An 18,341-nucleotide genomic window follows, 5' to 3' on the forward strand; every position below is an offset into this window, starting at 1 on the left:
AGTCTTTCAGGCCCCATGTTCTTCACGCCCCTGCTTATTCCCGCAACGTTGATCTCCCGCTACAAGCGTTTTCTGTTCGATGCCGTACTGGAAGACGGCACGGCGATCACCGGCTCCTGCCCCAATACCGGCTCCATGCGCGGGCTGACGACACCGGGCTCCCGCATCTGGCTTTCCGAACACGACAGCCCTACCCGCAAATACCGTCACATGCTGGAAATGGTCGAGGCCGATGGCACCGTGGTCGGCATCAATACCGGCATGCCGAACCGGCTGGCGGAAGAGGCGATCCTGAACGGCCGCATTCCTGAGCTTGACGGCTATTCGACGATCCGGCGCGAACAGAAATACGGCCGCAATTCCCGCATCGATTTCCTGCTGTCGGAACCCGGCCGGCCGGATGCCTATGTGGAAGTGAAGAACGTGCATTTCATGCGCGAAAAAGGTCTGGCCGAATTCCCTGACACCGCCACCAAACGCGGCGCGAAACATCTCGAAGAACTGGGTGACGCAGCGGAAGCTGGTTACCGTTCGGTGATGCTCTATCTCATCCAGCGCGATGATTGCGACCGGATGCGTATCTGCGACGATCTCGATCCCGTCTATGCGCTGGCGTTTCAGCGGGCGATGGCGCGCGGCGTGGAGGCCTATGCGGTGAAATGCACGGTCTCCCCGGCACAAATTTCAGTCAGCGGAACGGTTAAGATGGACGAATGGCGTCCGGCTGTTTTATGAACAGGGACGTAAAGAGACAGAAAGCACTATGATGGTCACCTATATCGACGCAGCCTCCGCCCCCCTCAAGAATACCGGCGTCATCCGCCTTTATACGCCTGAGGATTTTGATGGCATGCGCAAGGCCTGCCAGCTGACGGCGCGTTGCCTCGATGAACTGGCAGCCATCGTCAAGCCGGGTGTGACGACTGACGCCATCGACCGCTTCGTCTTCGAATTCGGCGCCGACCATGGCGCGCTGCCGGCGACGCTGAATTATCGTGGTTATACGAAATCCGTCTGCACCTCGATCAACCATGTCGTCTGCCACGGCATTCCGGATGAAAAGCCGCTACGCGAAGGCGATATCGTCAATATCGACGTGACCTATGTGCTTGACGGTTGGCATGGCGATTCGAGCCGCATGTATCCGGTCGGCCAGATCAAGCGCGCTGCCGAGCGGCTGATGGAAGTGACCTATGAATGCCTGCTGCGCGGTATTGCCGCCGTAAAGCCCGGCGTACGCACCGGCGCGATCGGCGCTGCGATCCAGGCCTATGCGGAAGCGGAACGCTGCTCCGTGGTGCGTGATTTCTGCGGCCATGGCGTCGGACGCCTGTTCCACGACACACCCAACATCCTGCACTACGGCCGCCCCGATGAAGGCCCGGAAATCCGCGAGGGCATGATCTTCACCATCGAGCCGATGATCAATCTCGGCAAACCGCATGTGAAGGTGCTTTCTGACGGCTGGACCGCGGTGACGCGTGACCGTTCCCTTTCCGCCCAATATGAACATGCCGTTGGTGTCACGGCCACCGGCTGCGAAATCTTCACGCTGTCACCGGGTGGTTTTGATCGTCCGGGCCTGCCGCCGCTTTCCCCCGCATAAGGCCAGACCGCCTATGGCAAAACGCCCCGCCTCGCCTTCCGCCGATCTTTCCACGACGTCAGGCTTTGAGGCGGGCGAAGGCGATCTCTTTGAAGGGGCGGATGAGCGCGGCTTTTTTGCAGAACCGCGAAATGCGCCCAGGAAACCCGAGCGGGCCGCAGCCATCTCAGAACAGGAAGCGGATGCGGCCCATTATCACGGTCACCGCGACAGGCTGCGGGCGCGTTACCGCGATGGCGGCGATGCAGCGCTTGCCGATTACGAGTTGCTGGAGCTTCTGCTGTTCCGACTGATCCCGCGGCGGGATACCAAACCCATCGCCAAGGCTCTCCTTGCCCGGTTCGGAACCCTTGGCGGCGTGCTCGGTGCCCCTCTGGCCTTGCTGCAGGAAGTGAAGGGCGTGGGCGAAGCCGTGGCGCTTGATCTGAAGCTTGTCGCCTCCGTTTCCCAGCGCATGCTGAAAAGCGAAATCCGCAACAAGCAGGTTCTCGGCTCCTGGTCGTCGGTCATCGATTATTGCCATGCCGCCATGGCCCACGAGACGCGGGAACAGTTCCGCATCCTCTTCCTCGACAAGCGCAACGTCCTGATCGCCGACGAGGTGCAGGGTCAGGGAACCGTGGACCACACGCCGGTCTACCCGCGCGAAATCGTGCGGCGCGCGCTTGAATTATCCTCTACTGCCTTGATTTTAATACATAATCACCCGAGTGGAGACCCCACCCCTTCGCGAGCGGATATCGAGATGACCAAAACCATCATCGATACGGCAAAGCCGCTCGGCATCGCCGTTCACGACCATATCATTATCGGCAAGGATGGCCACGCCAGCTTCAAGGGCCTTCGGCTGATCTGAAGCAAACGCGAAAGTTTAACGCGAGCTGCAACCCATAGAGGCGGCATCAATACAAAATTAACACCTATAAATTAGCATTTCCGAAAATAATAAATCAAGGCATCGAACCTTGATGCCTGAAGGAACGGGGGTGCTTTATGTTTAATGGAGTGCGTTTCTTTCGCGATAGATCCGGCTCGTCTGCTGTCGAGTTCGCCATCGTCGCACCGATATTCTTTCTCGTCCTGCTCACCATGATCGCCTACGGCATTTATCTGATGGCCGCCTATTCGGTGCAGCAGATCGCCGCCGATGCGGCAAGAACGGCCGTTGCCGGGCTGAACACGACCGAACGCCAGCAGCTTGCCCGCGATTTCGTCAGCAAAAGCGATCTCAGCTACGCCTTCATGGACAAGACGCGTTTCACCGTCAACGTCGCCACCGATCCCGCCAATTCCAACCAGTTCACGGTCAAGGTCGAATATGACGCCCGCAACCTGCCGATCTGGAGCCTCTACAGCTACACCCTGCCCGAGCCGGTCATCCGGCGTTTTTCCACCATCCGGATCGGAGGAGCATGACATGCGAGATATCCATTCCCTGCTCCCCCGCTTCCTTGGGGATAGAACGGGCAACATCGCCATCTCGGCGGGGCTCACCGCACCGCTCTTCATCGGCATATTGGCGCTCGGTGTCGATTACGGTTACCTGACATTGCAGAAACGGCAATTGCAGCAGACCGCTGACCTCGCAGCCATATCGGCGGCAGCCAATGCCGCCGATGCCGAAAAAGCGGTTCAGCAATATTTTGCCCTCAACGGCATGGATCTCGGCGTCAGGACGGCCCAGGGCATTTTGACCGCCAAGGGGCTCCAACCCTTCGATCCCCTGAATGAATTCGCCAGCAGCAAGGGTTATGCCGAAGTCATCAAGGGTCACTACGAGCCGGATGCGACGGTCCCTGTCGGCCAGCGTTTCGTCGATAACGCCCTGCCCACCAATGCGATAAAAGTGAACATCGTCGAACAGGGGCAGATATTCTTCGCCTCCGCCTTCACCAAGCCGCCCAAGGTTTCGGCCGTCGGAACGGCCTCGTCCCAGAAGATCGCCGCATTTTCGGTCGGATCTCGGCTCGCCAGCCTCGATGAGGGAATTCTCAACAGCCTGCTCGGCGGCCTGCTCGGCACCACGGTGTCGTTGAAGCTGATGGATTATCAGGCGCTTCTCGCCGCTGATGTCAACGCGCTGAAGATCGTCGAGGCGCTCGCCATTGATCTCAACCTCACCGCCGGCACCTACAAGGATGTTCTGAAAACCGAAATCAGCTACGGCAAGTTCCTCGACGTGCTGACGAAAACCACGGGATTACAGCCGACGGTCGTCAACATACTGAATACGCTGCAAAAAACCGTCAACAAGAGCAACGTCAAGATCAAGCTCGAGGAAATCCTCAATCTCGGCCCGTTCTCGGACAAGCTGATCGGTACGGGTGAAAACCTCAAGGTCACCGCCGGTGTCTTCGATCTCATCAATGCCGCAGCGGTAGCCGGCAATGGCGGCAATCAGCTGGGCCTCAATCTCAACGCCAATCTTCTCGGTCTCGCCTCGGTCAAGGCAACGCTTGCCATCGGTGAACCGCCGGTCGAAACGCCGTCGCTTGCCGTCGGAGGTCAGGGCACCGTGGTGCGCACCGCACAGACCCGGCTTGCGGTCAATGTCGTGGTTGACGGGCTTCAGGCCATAGCAGGCCTCAAGGTCAATCTTCCGCTCTATGTGGAAGTCGCCCATGCCGAAGCGCGGCTTGCCGATATTCGCTGCACGGGCGGCGGACAGGGAACCGTCGATGTCGAGGTCGTTCCCGGCGTTGCGGAAATCGCTCTTGGCAATGTCGATACCACGGCCTTTGCCAATTTCGGCAAGGATCCGCGCGTCACCAAGGCGGCGATCGTGGATTCGGCGCTGCTCTCCATCAATGGCAGCGCCCTCATCAACGCCACCAACATGACCAAGACCAAGCTGACCTTCACGCAGTCCGATATTACCCAGGCCAAGATCAAGAGTGTCTCCACCAAGGACACCGTTACCACTCTTGTCAGTTCACTGCTGAAGAACCTTAATCTGGATATCAGGCTTCTCTTCCTCAACCTTGATCTCGGAGGTCTGGCGGGCATTCAGGCGGCGCTTGCCAACACGCTTGCGGTGGTCACAGCCCCCGTCGATCAGCTGCTCTATAACGTGCTGCTGGTTCTCGGCGTCAAGATCGGCGAAGCCGATGTGCGGGTCACGGATGTCCGCTGCCAGCAACCAGCGCTGGTGCAATAGTTCAGCACCGCACACGAAAAAGCCGCCGGAAGGTCTCCCGGCGGCTTTTTTGTTTATTTCGTTAGATCAGGCGTTGGCAATCGCCAGACGCTTCTCGTCGCGGCCGCTCTTCATGCGCTCGGACAGCAGGAACGCCAGCTCCAGCGCCTGATCGGCGTTGAGGCGCGGGTCGCAATGGGTGTGGTAACGGTCGGACAGCGAATCCGCCGTCACGGCGCGCGCACCACCCGTGCATTCCGTCACATCCTTGCCGGTCATCTCGATATGGATGCCGCCCGGATGCGTGCCTTCGGCGCGGTGGATCTGGAAGAAGCTTTCGACTTCCGACAGGATCCGCTCGAACGGACGCGTCTTGTAGTGGTTGAGCGTGATCGTGTTGCCATGCATCGGATCGCAGGACCAGACGACCTTGCGGCCTTCTTTTTCCACCGCACGGATGAGCTTCGGCAGGCTGTCCGCCACCTTGTCGTGGCCGAAACGGCAAATCAGCGTCAGGCGGCCAGCCTCGTTCGCCGGGTTCAGCGCATCGATCAGCTCGATCAGGTTATCGGGCGTCAGCGACGGTCCGCATTTCAAACCGATCGGGTTCTTGATGCCGCGGAAATATTCCACATGCGCATGGTCGAGCTGACGCGTGCGGTCGCCGATCCAGATCATGTGGCCGGACGTGGCGTACCAGTCGCCGGAGGTGGAATCGACGCGGGTCAACGCCTCTTCGTAACCGAGCAGCAGCGCCTCATGGCTGGTGAAGAAGTCGGTTTCACGCAGGCTCGGATTGCTGTCTGCCGAGATACCGATCGCCTTCATGAAATCCATGGTTTCGGAGATGCGGTCGGCCAGCTTGCGGTAACGGTCCGCCTGCGGGCTGTCCTTGATGAAGCCGAGCATCCACTGGTGAACGTTTTCGAGGTTGGCATAACCACCCATCGCGAAAGCGCGCAGCAGGTTCAGCGTCGCCGCCGACTGGCGGTAGGCGTCGAGCTGACGCTCCGGGTTCGGAATACGCGAAGCCTCGTTGAATTCGATGCCGTTGATGATGTCGCCACGGTAGGACGGCAGGGAAACGCCATCCTGCACTTCCACGTTGGAAGAGCGCGGCTTGGCGAACTGGCCAGCAATGCGTCCTACCTTCACGACAGGCAGCTGCGCGCCATAGGTCAGCACGACGGCCATCTGCAGGAAAGCGCGGAAGAAGTCGCGGATATTGTCCGCGCCATGCTCAAGGAAGCTTTCAGCGCAATCGCCGCCCTGCAGCAGGAAGGCGTTGCCTTCGGCCACATTGGCAAGCTGCTTTTTCAGGCGACGGGCTTCACCGGCAAAAACCAGCGGCGGATAGGTCGCAAGCGTGGCTTCCGTCGCCGCAAGCGCCGCCGCGTCAGGATATTCGGGAACCTGCTGGATTGGCTTCTGCCGCCAGCTGCCGGGGGTCCAATTCTGTGCCATGTTCTTACCCTTTTCTCGCCCGCGCGACTGCCGCGCGACCGCCTCGAAAAATTGAGCGGCTTATAGCTCCAAGCGCCGAGTTTGCATAGACACCCGCGCCCCCGCACCTCCCTTTCCGACCCTTTTGATGCCGTCCGACGAAGAAAAATCGTTTCAAACGATTAAAATATCACAAGATGGTGTCCGCCTGTTCCCAAGCAATCAAGAAATTCCCCATTTTGCGCGGATATAGTGGCGCAGGGAAAGAGGCAGATGGAAGAGAAAGACTGCCAGTCGGTCCATGGCAGAGGATGGCCATGTCTCCCACTCATCATCACTCCCGCCTTGCCTGCGCAGTACTTCAGTGCGGCTCATCTTTTCCATCAGGAACATGGTTTCCGGTAACATCTCTATCTCCTTGGTGTGGAGACGAGTTAAGCGGACCCGGCGGGAGAGAGCATAGGTGCACGTTTGAAAGACCCGTTTCATATAAAAACGGAGAAAGCGGCCCCTGATGCGCATAGGGTGCTGCGGTGATTTGGAGAAGATGCCGTGAAGGAAGTAGACTGGGACGATCTGAAGCTTTTCGACATTGTTGCGACAGAGGGAGGTTTGGCTGGTGCTGCAGGCAGAGCCGGGCTCAGCGCGCCAACGATTGGCCGGAAAATGCTCCTTTTGGAGCGCAAGATCGGAAGAACGCTCTTTATTCGAAGCCAGAACGGATACCGGCTCGCCCCGGATGGTGAGGTCCTCCTCGAAAAGGTTCTGACCATGCGACAGAGCGCGGCAGAGATCGCGCAATGGCACGGTGAGGCCTTCTCGCTGCCGATTGTTTCGATATCGAGCGACATCTGGATTGCGGGCTTCATAGCGGCCAATACAGCAGCCATCCGGGGCCCATCCGACCCTTTTCGGCTGTGCTGCAAGCAATGCGAGAACGAAGACGAACTGACCTATCGGCGCGGCCTGATTTCGATAAGGCACGACAAGCCAGCCACCGGAAATTTTGCCGTGCGCAAATCGGTCGACGTCGCCTATTGCGCCTATCGCCAGCAGGACAGTTCAGGCGCAGCGTTGACGCAATGGATTTCAATTGGAACCGAGGTGGCGGCGTCCGACGCGGAAAAATGGGTATTTCGTCATCGGGAACCGCTTATCCACACATGGACAAACGCGCCCTCACTTTTGCCTGGTATTATCCAGAGTGGCGCGGGAAAAGGCGTCCTGCCGTGCTTCGTTGGTGATGCCCTGCCCGGCCTCGTCCGCGATGGCGAGGCAATCGAAGAATTATCCCATCCGCTATGGATCGTCGTCAACGATGACGACCGGCATGCCGCGGAAATGCGGCTCGCCATAGACCGTCTCGTTGCCCTTTTGAAGAGCAACGAGACCCTGTTCAACGGGCGCCAGTGATAGTCAGCCGAAAATCACCGATGTTCCGGAGTGGGAGGTAACTAGACCTTTTCGCCGTTCACCACGCGGTAGCTCGGCGAATACATCGTCACCAGTTCCTCGGACGCTGTCGGATGAACCGCCATGGTGCGATCGAAATCATCCTTGGTGCAGCCGGCTTTCAGCGTGATGCCGAGAAGCTGCGCCATCTCGCCCGCCTCATGGCCGAGAATATGGACGCCGACAACCTTGCGGTCGGCAGCATTGACGATCAGCTTCATGATCGTTTTTTCCTGACGGCCGGATAGCGTCGCCTTCATCGGGCGGAACTGGGCGCGATAGACCTCCAGTTCCGGATATTTCCTGCCGGCTTCCTCTTCCGAAAGACCGACCGTGCCGATTTCGGGCTGCGAAAACACCGCCGTCGCGATCAGTTCGTGATCCGGCTTGGTCGGGTTGTTCTTGTATTCGGTTTCGATAAAGCACATGGCCTCGTGAATCGCCACCGGCGTCAGCTGTACCCGGTCGGTGACGTCACCCAGCGCGAAGATGTTCGGCACGTTCGTGCGCGAGTAATCATCGACGATGATCGCGCCGCGCGCATCGAGTTTTACCCCGGCATTTTCGAGACCAAGACCCTTGGTGTTCGGATCACGGCCAAGCGCCAGCATCACCAGGCCGACATGCAGCGAGCCGCCCTGCTTCGTGCGCGCCACGAAGCCACCGGCGCCATCCTTGCTGACGTCCTCGATGATGTCTTCCAGAATGATGCGGATGCCCTTGGCCTCCATCGCTTCATGCAGGCCCTTGCGCATGTCGTGATCGAACCGCGAGAGGATTTCCTTGCCGCGATAGATCAGCGTCGTTTCGACACCAAGCCCGTGGAAGATATTGGCAAATTCCACGGCGATGTAACCGCCGCCGGCGATCAGGATCGATTTCGGCAGCTCTTCCAGATCGAAAGCCTCGTTGGACGAGATCGTTAGCTCATGGCCGGGCAGCGCCTTGTGCTCGTTCGGCGTGCCGCCGACGGCGATCACGATACGCTCGGCCGTGAACGTCTGGCCGGTTTTCGTGAGCTTCACGGTGTGGGCGTCAACCAGTTCCGCCCGGCTGTCGAAAATGTCCGCCTTGGCGTTTTCAAGACCCTTGCGGTAGAGCCCTTCGAGACGGGTGATTTCCTTGTCCTTCGCCGCGATCAGCTTCTTCCAGTCGAAGCTGCGTTCGCCGACGCTCCAGCCAAATCCTTCCGAGTCCTCGAAATGTTCCGGGAATTGCGAGGCGTAGACGAACAGCTTCTTCGGCACGCAGCCGCGGATGACGCAGGTGCCGCCATAGCGGTATTCCTCGGCGATTGCCACGCGCTTGCCGAGCGAGGCCGCTACACGGCCGCTGCGCACGCCGCCAGAACCGCCACCGATGACGAAGAGATCGTAGTCATAAGCTGTCATAGTCAAAACCCCTGATCAAAACCGCCGTCCTCAGCCTCGAGACGGGTGGCGGCGCATTCACGGCACATATAGGTGCTGCGACGCACAAATGAAAAGCCCGGTCTTGCAACCGGGCTTTGAATATTTCTGAACTGTTTCTTCAATCAGGGCTTGGGAGCTGCCGGAGCGCCGCCCGTGGCGTTCTGATCGGCCGGAAGCGGCTTCAGATCGGCGCCTGCGACCTTCTGCAGTTCCGACATGCTGGAGGCGTTCAGGTCACGGTTGATGCCGGCGGCCCAGATGTCGGCGGCCTTCATCAGTTCGCGCGTGGCGATCGGGCCGTCCTTCAGGAGCTTCTTGCCCGCTTCGCTGCTGTAGAAGGTGGAGATGGCGTTCAGCTCTTCAACGGTGAAGGCGCGCGCGTAGGTTAGCGCGGCTTCGCGTTCCAGATCGGCGCGGCGCGGCGCAAGCTCGAGCGCCTTCGCGTCAACGGTCTCGGTGATCGCGTCCTGCACATTCGGCGAGGCCTGAATGAGTTCGGCTTTCAGACGCTCCGCCAGTCCAGGCAGAATGTCGTCGAAACGGTCGGTAACGCCAAGAGAGGTGATAGCCTGCCGTGCGGCAGCGATATGCGCTTCCGAAATTTCCTGAGCGCGTGCGGCAGTACCGAACACGATGCCGGAAATGAGGATCGAAGCAGCGGCAGCTTTGCCCAGTCCCGCTAGTTTGACCATGAAAATCTCGCTCCTGTTATACTGCCTGCATCACGCGGGCGCCTTCAGGACCCGCGATGATGGCAAGCGATGCCAAATTTATGAAAAGTCCGTGCTCGACGACACCGGGAATCGTGTTCAGCTCGCGTGCTAGCGCTTCTGCATCAGGAATACGGCCAAAAGATGCGTCAAGGATGAGGTGTCCACCGTCGGTCATGAAGGCGCCATCACCGGACGAGCGCATCGTCAACGCGCCCGAAAGGCCTGATCGCGCCGCCAGTTTTTCGATGGCGATGCGCGTTGCCACCTGGCCGAACGGGTTGATTTCGATGGGAAGCGGAAAGGCGCCAAGCGTCTCGACGACCTTGCTTTGGTCGGCGATGACGATCACGCGGGCGGATGCCGCAGCCACGATCTTTTCGCGCAGAAGCGCGCCGCCGCCGCCCTTGACGAGACGCAGCGCATGATCAACCTCGTCGGCGCCATCGATGGTCAGATCAAGCTCCGGCAATTCATCGAGGGATTTCAACGGCACGCCAAGCTCGACGCACAGGCGCGCGGTACGCTCGGATGTCGGCACGCCCTCGACCTTGAGACCGGCTGCGACCTTTTCGGCCAGAAGCCGGACAAATTCCTCGGCCGTCGAACCCGTGCCGATACCAAGCCGCATCCCGTCCTGAACGTGGGACAATGCGGCCTCGGCGGCCTTGATCTTCATCTGGCGGGCATCCATGTGCCTGAAACTCCGGTAGCTTTGTCGTCGCCGTGCTGTTTACACGGGTCGAAAGCCAAACGAAAGCCTTTTTCAAGGCAACGAACAGAACGTTGTGACGCGGTTGCAAAGACAGGCCCGTTTGCCTAGGCTTGGCGCAAATGAAAGCACCCATATCCCAGAATCCGCATTCTCCAAGAGGCCAGTTCCCGTGACAACCCGCACGCTCTCCCCGCTCGCCATTTTCGATCTCGACGGCACGCTGGTCGATACCGCCGCCGATCTCGTCTCGAGCCTTAACCACACCATCGCTGCAGCCGGGCTTGCCCCCGTTACCTATGACGACCTGACGCATCTCGTCGGCCAGGGCGCTCGGGTGATGATCAAGCGCGCCTTCGCACTTCGCGAGACGGAACTGCCGGAAGCCGAGATCGATCCGCTCTATGAGCGCTTCATCACCCATTACCGGGCCGAAATGCCCGGCGAAAGCCTTCCCTATCCGGGCATCGTCGCGGCTCTGGACGCGCTAAAGGCCGCCGGCATCACGCTTGCCGTCTGCACCAACAAGACCGAAATCCTCGCTGTGCCGCTACTCGAAAAACTCGGCCTCACGCCCTATTTCGCCGCCATCACCTGCGGCGATACCTTTGAGTACCGCAAGCCCGATGCGCGCCACATCCTCGGCACCATCGAAAAGGCCGGCGGTGACCCGCAACGCACGGTGATGGTCGGCGACAGCATCAACGACATCCTCGCCGCAAAGAACGCTGGCGTGCCATCGATCGGCGTCACCTTCGGTTATACGGATGTGCCGATGGTGAAACTCGAGCCGGATGTCGTGATCGACGATTTCAATGAATTGACGCCGGCGCTGTTCGAAGAACTGGTTGCTAAGGGTGCCGCTGCGGCCTGAGAGGCTGTGGGCTAGGCGGAAAAAGCGAGGGAGCGGCACACTCAACCGCGTTGAGGGTTGCGCGCCCCTTCTTCCGTCATGCCGGACTTGATCCGGCATCCAGCCACGGCGCGTCTGCACCGTGAGAAGAGTCTCTCGCGATCAAAGACTTGATCGCGCTGGACCCCGGATCAAGTCCGGGGTGACAGAGTACGGTGTTGCCGTTAACGCCAAATGTAGCAGGCGGACCCTACCACCAAACAAATCGGGAAGGCCTTTCCTTCAAACAAAAAAGCGCCGTCTCCGGCGCTTTTTCTCTTGATGGTATGCTGATCAGATCGACACGGCCCGCGCCTTCGTCGTCACGGCGAATGCCTTCTGAACATAGCTGTCGCGATCATAGACATCGTCGAAGAATTGCACCTTGCCATCCTTGTCCGGCCACGCGGTGAAATAGGCCACATAGACGGGAACCTTCTCCGGCACCTGCACGGCCCGGTTCTTGCCGGATGCGATCTGCTCGCCAACCTTGTCGACGCTGGTGCCGAGAACGGCCGCGGCCATGCGGCGCGGATCGACCAGGCGGATACAGCCATGGCTCAGCGCCCGCATGTCGCGGTTGAAGAAGCTCTTGGCCGGCGTGTCATGCATGTAGATGGCATGCGCATTGGGGAACAGGATCTTCAGGTCGCCCAGCGCATTGTCGCTGCTCGGCGGCTGACGCACGGAAATCGCGTTGGTCGAGCCGTACCAGTTGACGCTGGTGGAAGAAACGGCACGGCCGCCCACCTGCACTTCGTAACCCAGACGGTCGAGATAGGACGGATCACGGCGCAGCTTCGGCAGCATCTCATTGACGATGATCGACTGCGGCACGCCCCAATAGGGGTTGAACTCGACGGTCTGGATCTCATCCTGGAAGAAATAGGTCTGGTTGGCCTTCGAGCCGACCACCACCTTCATGCCGAACTGTTCCAGGCCGTCATTGTGGTAATAGGCCATGAAAGCGGGTTGGTTGATGAAGACGTAACGCTGGCCGAGATCGGCCGGCAGCCAGCGGACCTGCTCCATGGCCACTTGCACCTTGGCGATCTTGGCGTCATTGCTTTCGCCGACCATGGCGCGCACGGTCGCGCGGCCAATCACGCCATCCGGCTTCAGGCCGTTTTCGCTCTGGAACGCCTTCACCAGATCGACGAGATCAGGCGTATAATCCGGCGTCTGCTGATACGCGGAAATGATCGCCGCATGCTCGGCCTTGAAGGCGGGCGAAGCGCGATGTTCGATGGCCTTGACGACATTGGCCATATCCGCGCTGCTGTTGCCGGGCTTCAGCACCAGATCGGCGGGAACGCGCACGACATGCGCCGCGTCACCCTCGCCGCGCAGGCGGGCAAGTTCGGTCTTCAACGCAAGATATTCGGCGCTAGACGGTTCGCGGCTGCGCAGATAGGCGGCGACATCGGGGCTGAGGCCCGCAAGCTTCAGCACGGGTGCGAGGTTCACCGTCTTGCGCTTGAAATCATGGTAGCCGGAAAGCCGGTTCGGATCGACACGGCCACGGGTCGTATCCTGCACATAGGCAAGAACCTTGGCGGAGAGCGCCAGCTCGAACTGCATCTGCGCCCGCTGATAGGCATCGGATACGGGTGCCGAGGCCGTTTCGACCGGCGTACCCGTTGCAGTCGTGCCGGCAGCGTTGCTGCTGATGCTGGCGGTCACGTCCTTTGCCGGTGCGGAAATGCTGTAATCGGCCGGATCGAGGCCACTTTCGCCCACCGTCTCGAAAAAGGTGATGACGGCATTGGCGCGCGCGGTAAGCTCACCTTCCGAAACCCACAGCGTCTTGCCGCCGGCGCCATAATAGGCTTCCAGCGCCTTGGCGATCTCAGGCGTGGCGCTGAACTTCAGATTGGCGAGACCTTCGCCGAAATTCGCGGTGTTTACGACACGGGCCGTATCCGCCTTGTAGTCGTAATAGCGAGGGCCGGAAACGCGCGGCAAAGGCTCGGGGTCGGAAGCGTCCGCACTCTGTCCTGCGCCAGGTCCAGAGGCCGAGGGCGAGGTGACGATGCCGGCCGGCGGCAATTCACCGCGATCACGCGCGATCTTGCCGGGGCCGCCGCGCAGGAGGTCCATCAGCGTTACCGCCCCGGCGCTGCCGGGAAGAGCGGTGGAAACGGAAAGACCGAGAGCCAGCACCAGCGCTGCCGATGATTTTCCAGATGTGACTTGCAATTTGATCCTCGTAGCACCCAGCACCGCCAGCAAAGGGCGGGCATCAGTTTCATGCCTGTCTAGCCGATCGCCGGCCCGTTGAAAAGAAAACGCCCAAAGCCCACAACCGTGCCGAAATGAACCTTATGATACAGCCAAAGCCATAAAAACGTAATTTCCAGAATTGGCGAGAATGGTTAAATTTCTATTTATTTCATTCACTTTACCCTGCCCCAACGGAGCGTCAGCGCACCCGGTAAAGCCCGGTTTTCCGGCCATTTCGCGTCGTAGTAAAAATGACACGCCGACGCCTTTTTCTCCGCGCACCACGCCACACGGTAAAATCGCTTTTGCACGGCGGGAAATATCTGCCTCCGCCGCATTGCAGCGCTTTCATTGCCGGCGCGATGATTCTATATATCGGCCGCGCAAGGCGGGCGAAGGCGCCGTTTTGGCGGAGGAACACGAGTAAAAAGGCAAGATTGATGACAGCCACACGCACGGAAACCGATACATTTGGACCCATTGAAGTTCAGGCCGATCGCTATTGGGGCGCGCAGGCGCAGCGCTCGCTCGGCAACTTCAAGATCGGCTGGGAAAAGCAGCCCGCCTCTGTCGTTCGCGCGCTCGGCATCGTCAAGCAGGCAGCGGCCCGCGCCAACATGGCCCTGGCCGGCCTCGACCCGAAAGTCGGCGACGCCATCATCGCGGCTGCTCAGGAAGTCATCGACGGCAAGCTGACCGAACATTTCCCGCTCGTCGTCTGGCAGACCGGTTCCGGCACGCAGTCGAACATGAACGCCAACGAGGTGATTTCGAACCGCGCAATCGAAATGCTCGGCGGCGAAATGGGCACCAAGAAGCCGGTTCACCCCAACGATCACGTCAATATGAGCCAGTCCTCGAACGACACCTACCCGACGGCGATGCACATCGCCTGCGTGGAAGAGATCGTTCACCACCTGCTGCCGAGCCTGAAGCACCTGCACAAGGCGCTGGAAGCCAAGGTCAAGCAGTTCGAAAAGATCATCAAGATCGGCCGCACCCACACCCAGGATGCAACGCCGCTGACGCTCGGCCAGGAATTCTCCGGCTATGCCGCGCAGGTCTCCTCGGCCATCGCCAATATCGAAACCACCCTGCCCGCACTTTCCAAGCTCGCCCAGGGCGGCACGGCTGTAGGCACGGGCCTCAACGCCCCAATCGGCTTCGCCGAGAAGGTCGCGGAAGAAATCTCCAAGATCACCGGCCTGCCCTTCGTCACTGCGCCAAACAAGTTCGAAGCGCTCGCGTCGCACGATTCCATGGTCTTCTCCCATGGCGCGATCAATGCGGCTGCCGCAGCACTGTTCAAGATCGCCAACGACATCCGCTTCCTCGGTTCCGGCCCGCGCGCCGGTCTTGGCGAATTGTCGCTGCCGGAAAACGAGCCCGGCTCATCGATCATGCCGGGCAAGGTGAACCCCACCCAGTCGGAAGCATTGACGCAGGTTTGCGCCCACATCTTCGGCAACAATGCAGCGCTCTCGTTTGCCGGTTCGCAGGGCCACTTCGAGCTCAACGTCTATAACCCGATGATGGCCTACAACTTCCTGCAGTCGGTCCAGCTTCTGGGCGATGCGGCCGTCTCCTTCACCGACAATTGCGTTGTCGGTATCGAGGCACGCGAAGATAACATCCGGAAGGGCGTCGAAAACTCGCTGATGCTGGTGACTGCGCTCAACAGCAAGCTCGGCTACGATATCTGCGCCAAGATCGCCAAGACCGCGCACAAGAACGGCACGACCCTGCGCGAAGAAACGGTCGGTGGCGGATACCTCACCAACGAGGAATTCGACCAGTTTGTACGCCCGGAAAACATGATCGGCCCGAAATAAGCCGGTCGGGATTTATCGCTGGAATTGGAACGGGCCTTCGGGCCCGTTTTTTATTGCCGGATGGATAAGGACAGGCTCCAAGCTGGACAGGCTGCGATGGTCCGGTATTGACCTCGCCTGCCGTTTTGAAGATCGTCCTTGTGAGCCGGTCTCCGGCGCAAATGCCGAAACCCCAAGCGCGATGAGGATGACGCCATGATATGCCGCCGCAATCTCCTGCTGGGCGGCGCGCTTTTCGCGGCGGCCTTGAAAATCCCAGATGTCTTGGCCCGGGACAGGCGGCTGCAAATACCTCTCTGGCCCGGCCCACCTCCCGGCGGCAGCGGTCCGGGTGGCGCTCTGGAGATCAGCAGGAAAGGCGCGGTCAGCAATATCAGCCTGCCGAGCCTTGAAATATTCGCACCCGAGAAACCAAACGATTCCGCCATCATTATCGCGGGTGGCGGTGGATATAAACGCATCGAAGAAGGCAAGGAATCCTATCCTGCAGCACGCTGGCTTGCCGCAAGGGGTATCCACGCCTTCGTCCTCACCTATCGCCTGCCGATCGAAGGCTGGGTCGCCGGTCCGCTTGCCCCGCTTCAGGATGCACAGCGTGCCATCAGGCTCATCCGCGCCCGCGCTTCGCAATGGCAGATCGATACGCACAAGATCGGCGCGCTTGGCTTTTCTGCGGGCGGCCACCTGATGGGCCTGACTGCGGCCCGCTCCGCCTTCTCATCTTACGATGCTCTCGATGATATCGACAGGCAATCAGCCCGGCCGGATATCGCAGCGCTGATCTACCCGGTCATCACGCTATCGGCTCCCTATGACGATACCTCGACCCGCAAATCGCTTGTCGGCAGACATCCGACGGATGCGGCAACGCGGCAATGGTCGGTGGAAAGCCATGTGGGAAAGGATTGCCCGCCGATTTTCCTGACGCAGGCCGATGACGATCGCATTTCCGATCCGGCCAACAGCCGTATCATGCAGCAGGCCTGCGAAAAGGCCGGCGCGGATGTCGAGTTTCATCCAATCGCGTCCGGCGGTCACGGCTTTGGCATGGGCAAGCCCGGAACTCTCACCGAAGCATGGCCGACATGGTACGAAGCGTGGCTTAAGAAACGCAGCTTTCTGACCTGATGCATGGGGCGCATCGCAGCGCACCGCGCGTCCCAAGCCCATTATCACCAAACAAAAGGGCCGCAAAAGCGGCCCTCTTCATCTCATTCAAACTGTCAAACCAGCCGGCTCTGCTCCACCGCCGCCTCAACGAAGCTGGCGAAAAGCGGATGCGGATCAAGCGGGCGGCTCTTCAGTTCCGGGTGATACTGCACACCGATGAACCACGGATGGTCAGGATATTCCACCGTTTCCGGCAGGACGCCATCCGGAGACATGCCGGAGAAGACGAGGCCGCAATTTTCCAGGCGGTCCTTGTAGTCCACGTTCACCTCGTAGCGGTGGCGGTGGCGCTCGGAAATATCCGTGGTGCCGTAGATTTCGGCGATCTTGGTATCTTTCTTCAGCGCCGCCTTGTAGGCGCCAAGACGCATCGTACCGCCGAGATCGCCCTTGGAGGAGCGCTTCTCCAGCTCGTTGCCCTTGACCCATTCCGTCATCAGGCCGACGACCGGCTCGGAAGTCGGGCCGAATTCGGTGGAGGAGGCATTTTCGATGCCGGCAAGGTGACGGGCCGCTTCCACGACCGCCATCTGCATGCCGAAGCAGATGCCGAAATAGGGCACGTTGCGCTCACGCGCGAACTGCGCCGCCATGATCTTGCCTTCGGAACCACGCTCACCGAAACCACCAGGCACGAGAATGCCGTTGACCTTTTCGAGATAGGGTGTGGGATCTTCCTTTTCGAAGACCTCGGACTCGATCCATTCCAGCTTGACCTTGACGCGATTGGCAAAACCACCGTGATGCAGCGCCTCGATCAGCGACTTGTAGGCATCCTTGAGGCCGGTGTATTTGCCGACGATCGCAATCGTCACTTCGCCTTCCGGCGTGCGGATGCGGTTGCAGACCTCTTCCCACGGCTCCAGACGCGGCTTGGGCGCCGGCTCGATGCCGAAGGCGGCCAGCACTTCCGAATCGAGACCTTCCTTGTGGTAGGCAATCGGAACGTCATAGATATTCGCCACATCCAGCGCCTGGATGACGGCGGAAGGACGCACGTTGCAGAACAGCGAAAGCTTGCGGCGTTCCGCTTCCGGGATTTCCCGGTCGGCGCGCACAAGCAGGATGTCGGGGTGAATGCCGAGCGCCTGCAGTTCCTTCACGGAATGCTGGGTCGGCTTGGTCTTCAACTCGCCGGCTGCCGGAATGTAAGGCATCAGCGTCAGGTGAAGATAGATCGCCGTGCCGCGCGGCAGGTCGTTGCCGAGCTGGCGGATCGCCTCCATGAACGGCATCGCCTCGATATCACCCACCGTGCCACCGATTTCGCAGATGACGAAGTCGTAGTCGTCATTGCCTTCGATCACGAAATCCTTGATCTCGTTGGTGACATGCGGAATGACCTGAACGGTTGCGCCGAGATAGTCGCCGCGCCGTTCCTTGTCGATGATGTTCTTGTAGATACGACCGGTCGTGATGTTGTCGGTCTTGGTGGCCGAACGCCCCGTGAAGCGCTCATAGTGGCCAAGGTCGAGGTCCGTCTCGGCACCGTCATCCGTCACGAACACTTCGCCGTGCTGTGTCGGGCTCATGGTGCCGGGATCAACGTTCAGATAGGGGTCGAGTTTGCGAAGCCGCACCCGATAACCACGGGATTGCAACAAAGCTCCGAGTGCTGCCGCGGCGATGCCCTTGCCTAGAGAGGAGACCACGCCGCCTGTGATGAATACATATCGCGCCATGGGATTCACCGGATACCTTTTTACCTCTGATTCCGCCAGCCCAAAATTAATGGTTTCGAAAATTCGCTGTT

16 protein-coding genes are annotated in these 18,341 nt (G+C 59.8%); 9 read left to right on the plus strand and 7 right to left on the minus strand.

Annotation, left to right across the window (positions count from 1 at the left end; translation table 11 throughout):
* Window positions 1–15 precede the first annotated feature (15 nt).
* The 5 genes from sfsA (at window position 16) to MRBLRC7O_RS06375 (ending at window position 4,763) form a co-directional block, all read left to right on the plus strand.
* On the plus strand, window positions 16–735 hold the full coding sequence (gene sfsA, locus MRBLRC7O_RS06355) for a DNA/RNA nuclease SfsA (RefSeq protein ID WP_003502905.1): 720 nt from the start codon (window positions 16–18) through the stop codon (window positions 733–735).
* 31 nt (window positions 736–766) lie between these two features.
* A complete protein-coding gene (gene map, locus MRBLRC7O_RS06360) occupies window positions 767–1,606 on the plus strand; it encodes a type I methionyl aminopeptidase (RefSeq protein WP_003502907.1) in 840 nt (279 codons plus the stop codon).
* A 13-nt stretch (window positions 1,607–1,619) separates the two neighbouring features.
* A complete protein-coding gene (gene radC, locus MRBLRC7O_RS06365; RefSeq protein ID WP_003502909.1) occupies window positions 1,620–2,462 on the plus strand; it encodes a RadC family protein in 843 nt (280 codons plus the stop codon).
* 137 nt (window positions 2,463–2,599) lie between these two features.
* A complete protein-coding gene (locus tag MRBLRC7O_RS06370; protein WP_080866152.1) occupies window positions 2,600–3,022 on the plus strand; it encodes a TadE/TadG family type IV pilus assembly protein in 423 nt (140 codons plus the stop codon).
* Between the two features lies 1 nt (window position 3,023).
* Entirely contained in the window at window positions 3,024–4,763 is a 1,740-nt protein-coding gene (locus tag MRBLRC7O_RS06375; protein WP_080866153.1) for a TadG family pilus assembly protein, read from the plus strand.
* Between the two features lie 66 nt (window positions 4,764–4,829).
* Here MRBLRC7O_RS06375 and MRBLRC7O_RS06380 read toward each other — a convergent pair whose 3' ends face one another.
* Window positions 4,830–6,206 (minus strand): class II 3-deoxy-7-phosphoheptulonate synthase, encoded by a 1,377-nt coding sequence (locus MRBLRC7O_RS06380; protein ID WP_020012603.1) that lies wholly within the window; start codon window positions 6,204–6,206, stop codon window positions 4,830–4,832.
* A gap of 201 nt (window positions 6,207–6,407) precedes the next feature.
* Window positions 6,408–6,593, minus strand: coding sequence for a hypothetical protein (locus tag MRBLRC7O_RS06385; protein WP_080866581.1), 186 nt, complete (start codon window positions 6,591–6,593; stop codon window positions 6,408–6,410).
* A gap of 144 nt (window positions 6,594–6,737) precedes the next feature.
* On the opposite strand from MRBLRC7O_RS06385, the gene MRBLRC7O_RS06390 reads away from it, so the two are divergent.
* Complete coding sequence (locus MRBLRC7O_RS06390; protein WP_080866154.1) at window positions 6,738–7,598, plus strand: LysR family transcriptional regulator; 861 nt, start codon at window positions 6,738–6,740, stop codon at window positions 7,596–7,598.
* A gap of 41 nt (window positions 7,599–7,639) precedes the next feature.
* On the opposite strand, the gene gor is transcribed toward MRBLRC7O_RS06390, so the two are convergent.
* The 3 genes from gor to rpiA form a co-directional block, all read right to left on the minus strand.
* The gene (gor, locus tag MRBLRC7O_RS06395; RefSeq protein ID WP_080866155.1) at window positions 7,640–9,028 is read right to left on the minus strand and encodes a glutathione-disulfide reductase; all 1,389 of its coding nucleotides are present in this window, start codon (window positions 9,026–9,028) and stop codon (window positions 7,640–7,642) included.
* A gap of 143 nt (window positions 9,029–9,171) precedes the next feature.
* Entirely contained in the window at window positions 9,172–9,741 is a 570-nt protein-coding gene (locus MRBLRC7O_RS06400) for a DUF2059 domain-containing protein (RefSeq protein WP_003524811.1), read from the minus strand.
* Window positions 9,742–9,757: 16 nt separating this feature from the next.
* Window positions 9,758–10,453 carry a ribose-5-phosphate isomerase RpiA gene (gene rpiA / locus MRBLRC7O_RS06405; RefSeq protein WP_003502924.1) on the minus strand — a complete coding sequence of 232 codons (696 nt, stop codon included), beginning with the start codon at window positions 10,451–10,453 and terminating at the stop codon, window positions 9,758–9,760.
* A gap of 190 nt (window positions 10,454–10,643) precedes the next feature.
* On the opposite strand from rpiA, the gene gph reads away from it, so the two are divergent.
* Complete coding sequence (gph, locus tag MRBLRC7O_RS06410) at window positions 10,644–11,345, plus strand: phosphoglycolate phosphatase (RefSeq protein ID WP_003502925.1); 702 nt, start codon at window positions 10,644–10,646, stop codon at window positions 11,343–11,345.
* 312 nt (window positions 11,346–11,657) lie between these two features.
* Here gph and MRBLRC7O_RS06415 read toward each other — a convergent pair whose 3' ends face one another.
* Window positions 11,658–13,562 (minus strand): L,D-transpeptidase family protein, encoded by a 1,905-nt coding sequence (locus tag MRBLRC7O_RS06415; protein WP_236777547.1) that lies wholly within the window; start codon window positions 13,560–13,562, stop codon window positions 11,658–11,660.
* Between the two features lie 464 nt (window positions 13,563–14,026).
* On the opposite strand from MRBLRC7O_RS06415, the gene fumC reads away from it, so the two are divergent.
* Window positions 14,027–15,418, plus strand: a complete 1,392-nt coding sequence (gene fumC / locus MRBLRC7O_RS06420; RefSeq protein ID WP_080866156.1) for a class II fumarate hydratase — start codon at window positions 14,027–14,029, stop codon at window positions 15,416–15,418.
* Window positions 15,419–15,613: 195 nt separating this feature from the next.
* Entirely contained in the window at window positions 15,614–16,546 is a 933-nt protein-coding gene (locus MRBLRC7O_RS06425; RefSeq protein WP_080866157.1) for an alpha/beta hydrolase, read from the plus strand.
* Between the two features lie 95 nt (window positions 16,547–16,641).
* On the opposite strand, the gene MRBLRC7O_RS06430 is transcribed toward MRBLRC7O_RS06425, so the two are convergent.
* Complete coding sequence (locus tag MRBLRC7O_RS06430) at window positions 16,642–18,270, minus strand: CTP synthase (protein ID WP_003502929.1); 1,629 nt, start codon at window positions 18,268–18,270, stop codon at window positions 16,642–16,644.
* Window positions 18,271–18,341 lie beyond the last annotated feature (71 nt).

The sequence above is a fragment of the Agrobacterium radiobacter genome, assembly GCF_040801995.1.
GTDB classification, from domain to species: Bacteria; Pseudomonadota; Alphaproteobacteria; order Rhizobiales; family Rhizobiaceae; genus Agrobacterium; species Agrobacterium radiobacter.

Bases quoted from the DNA above. Each gene is read 5' to 3' on its own strand.
- radC (WP_003502909.1), top strand. From the start codon at position 1,620: ATGGCAAAACGCCCCGCCTCGCCTTCCGCCGATCTTTCCACGACGTCA.
- MRBLRC7O_RS06380 (WP_020012603.1), bottom strand. From the start codon at position 6,206: ATGGCACAGAATTGGACCCCCGGCAGCTGGCGGCAGAAGCCAATCCAG.
- MRBLRC7O_RS06375 (WP_080866153.1), top strand. From the start codon at position 3,024: ATGCGAGATATCCATTCCCTGCTCCCCCGCTTCCTTGGGGATAGAACG.
- fumC (WP_080866156.1), top strand. From the start codon at position 14,027: ATGACAGCCACACGCACGGAAACCGATACATTTGGACCCATTGAAGTT.
- map (WP_003502907.1), top strand. From the start codon at position 767: ATGGTCACCTATATCGACGCAGCCTCCGCCCCCCTCAAGAATACCGGC.
- gor (WP_080866155.1), bottom strand. From the start codon at position 9,028: ATGACAGCTTATGACTACGATCTCTTCGTCATCGGTGGCGGTTCTGGC.
- rpiA (WP_003502924.1), bottom strand. From the start codon at position 10,453: ATGGATGCCCGCCAGATGAAGATCAAGGCCGCCGAGGCCGCATTGTCC.
- MRBLRC7O_RS06370 (WP_080866152.1), top strand. From the start codon at position 2,600: ATGTTTAATGGAGTGCGTTTCTTTCGCGATAGATCCGGCTCGTCTGCT.
- MRBLRC7O_RS06430 (WP_003502929.1), bottom strand. From the start codon at position 18,270: ATGGCGCGATATGTATTCATCACAGGCGGCGTGGTCTCCTCTCTAGGC.
- MRBLRC7O_RS06425 (WP_080866157.1), top strand. From the start codon at position 15,614: ATGATATGCCGCCGCAATCTCCTGCTGGGCGGCGCGCTTTTCGCGGCG.
- MRBLRC7O_RS06400 (WP_003524811.1), bottom strand. From the start codon at position 9,741: ATGGTCAAACTAGCGGGACTGGGCAAAGCTGCCGCTGCTTCGATCCTC.
- MRBLRC7O_RS06385 (WP_080866581.1), bottom strand. From the start codon at position 6,593: ATGTTACCGGAAACCATGTTCCTGATGGAAAAGATGAGCCGCACTGAA.
- sfsA (WP_003502905.1), top strand. From the start codon at position 16: ATGTTCTTCACGCCCCTGCTTATTCCCGCAACGTTGATCTCCCGCTAC.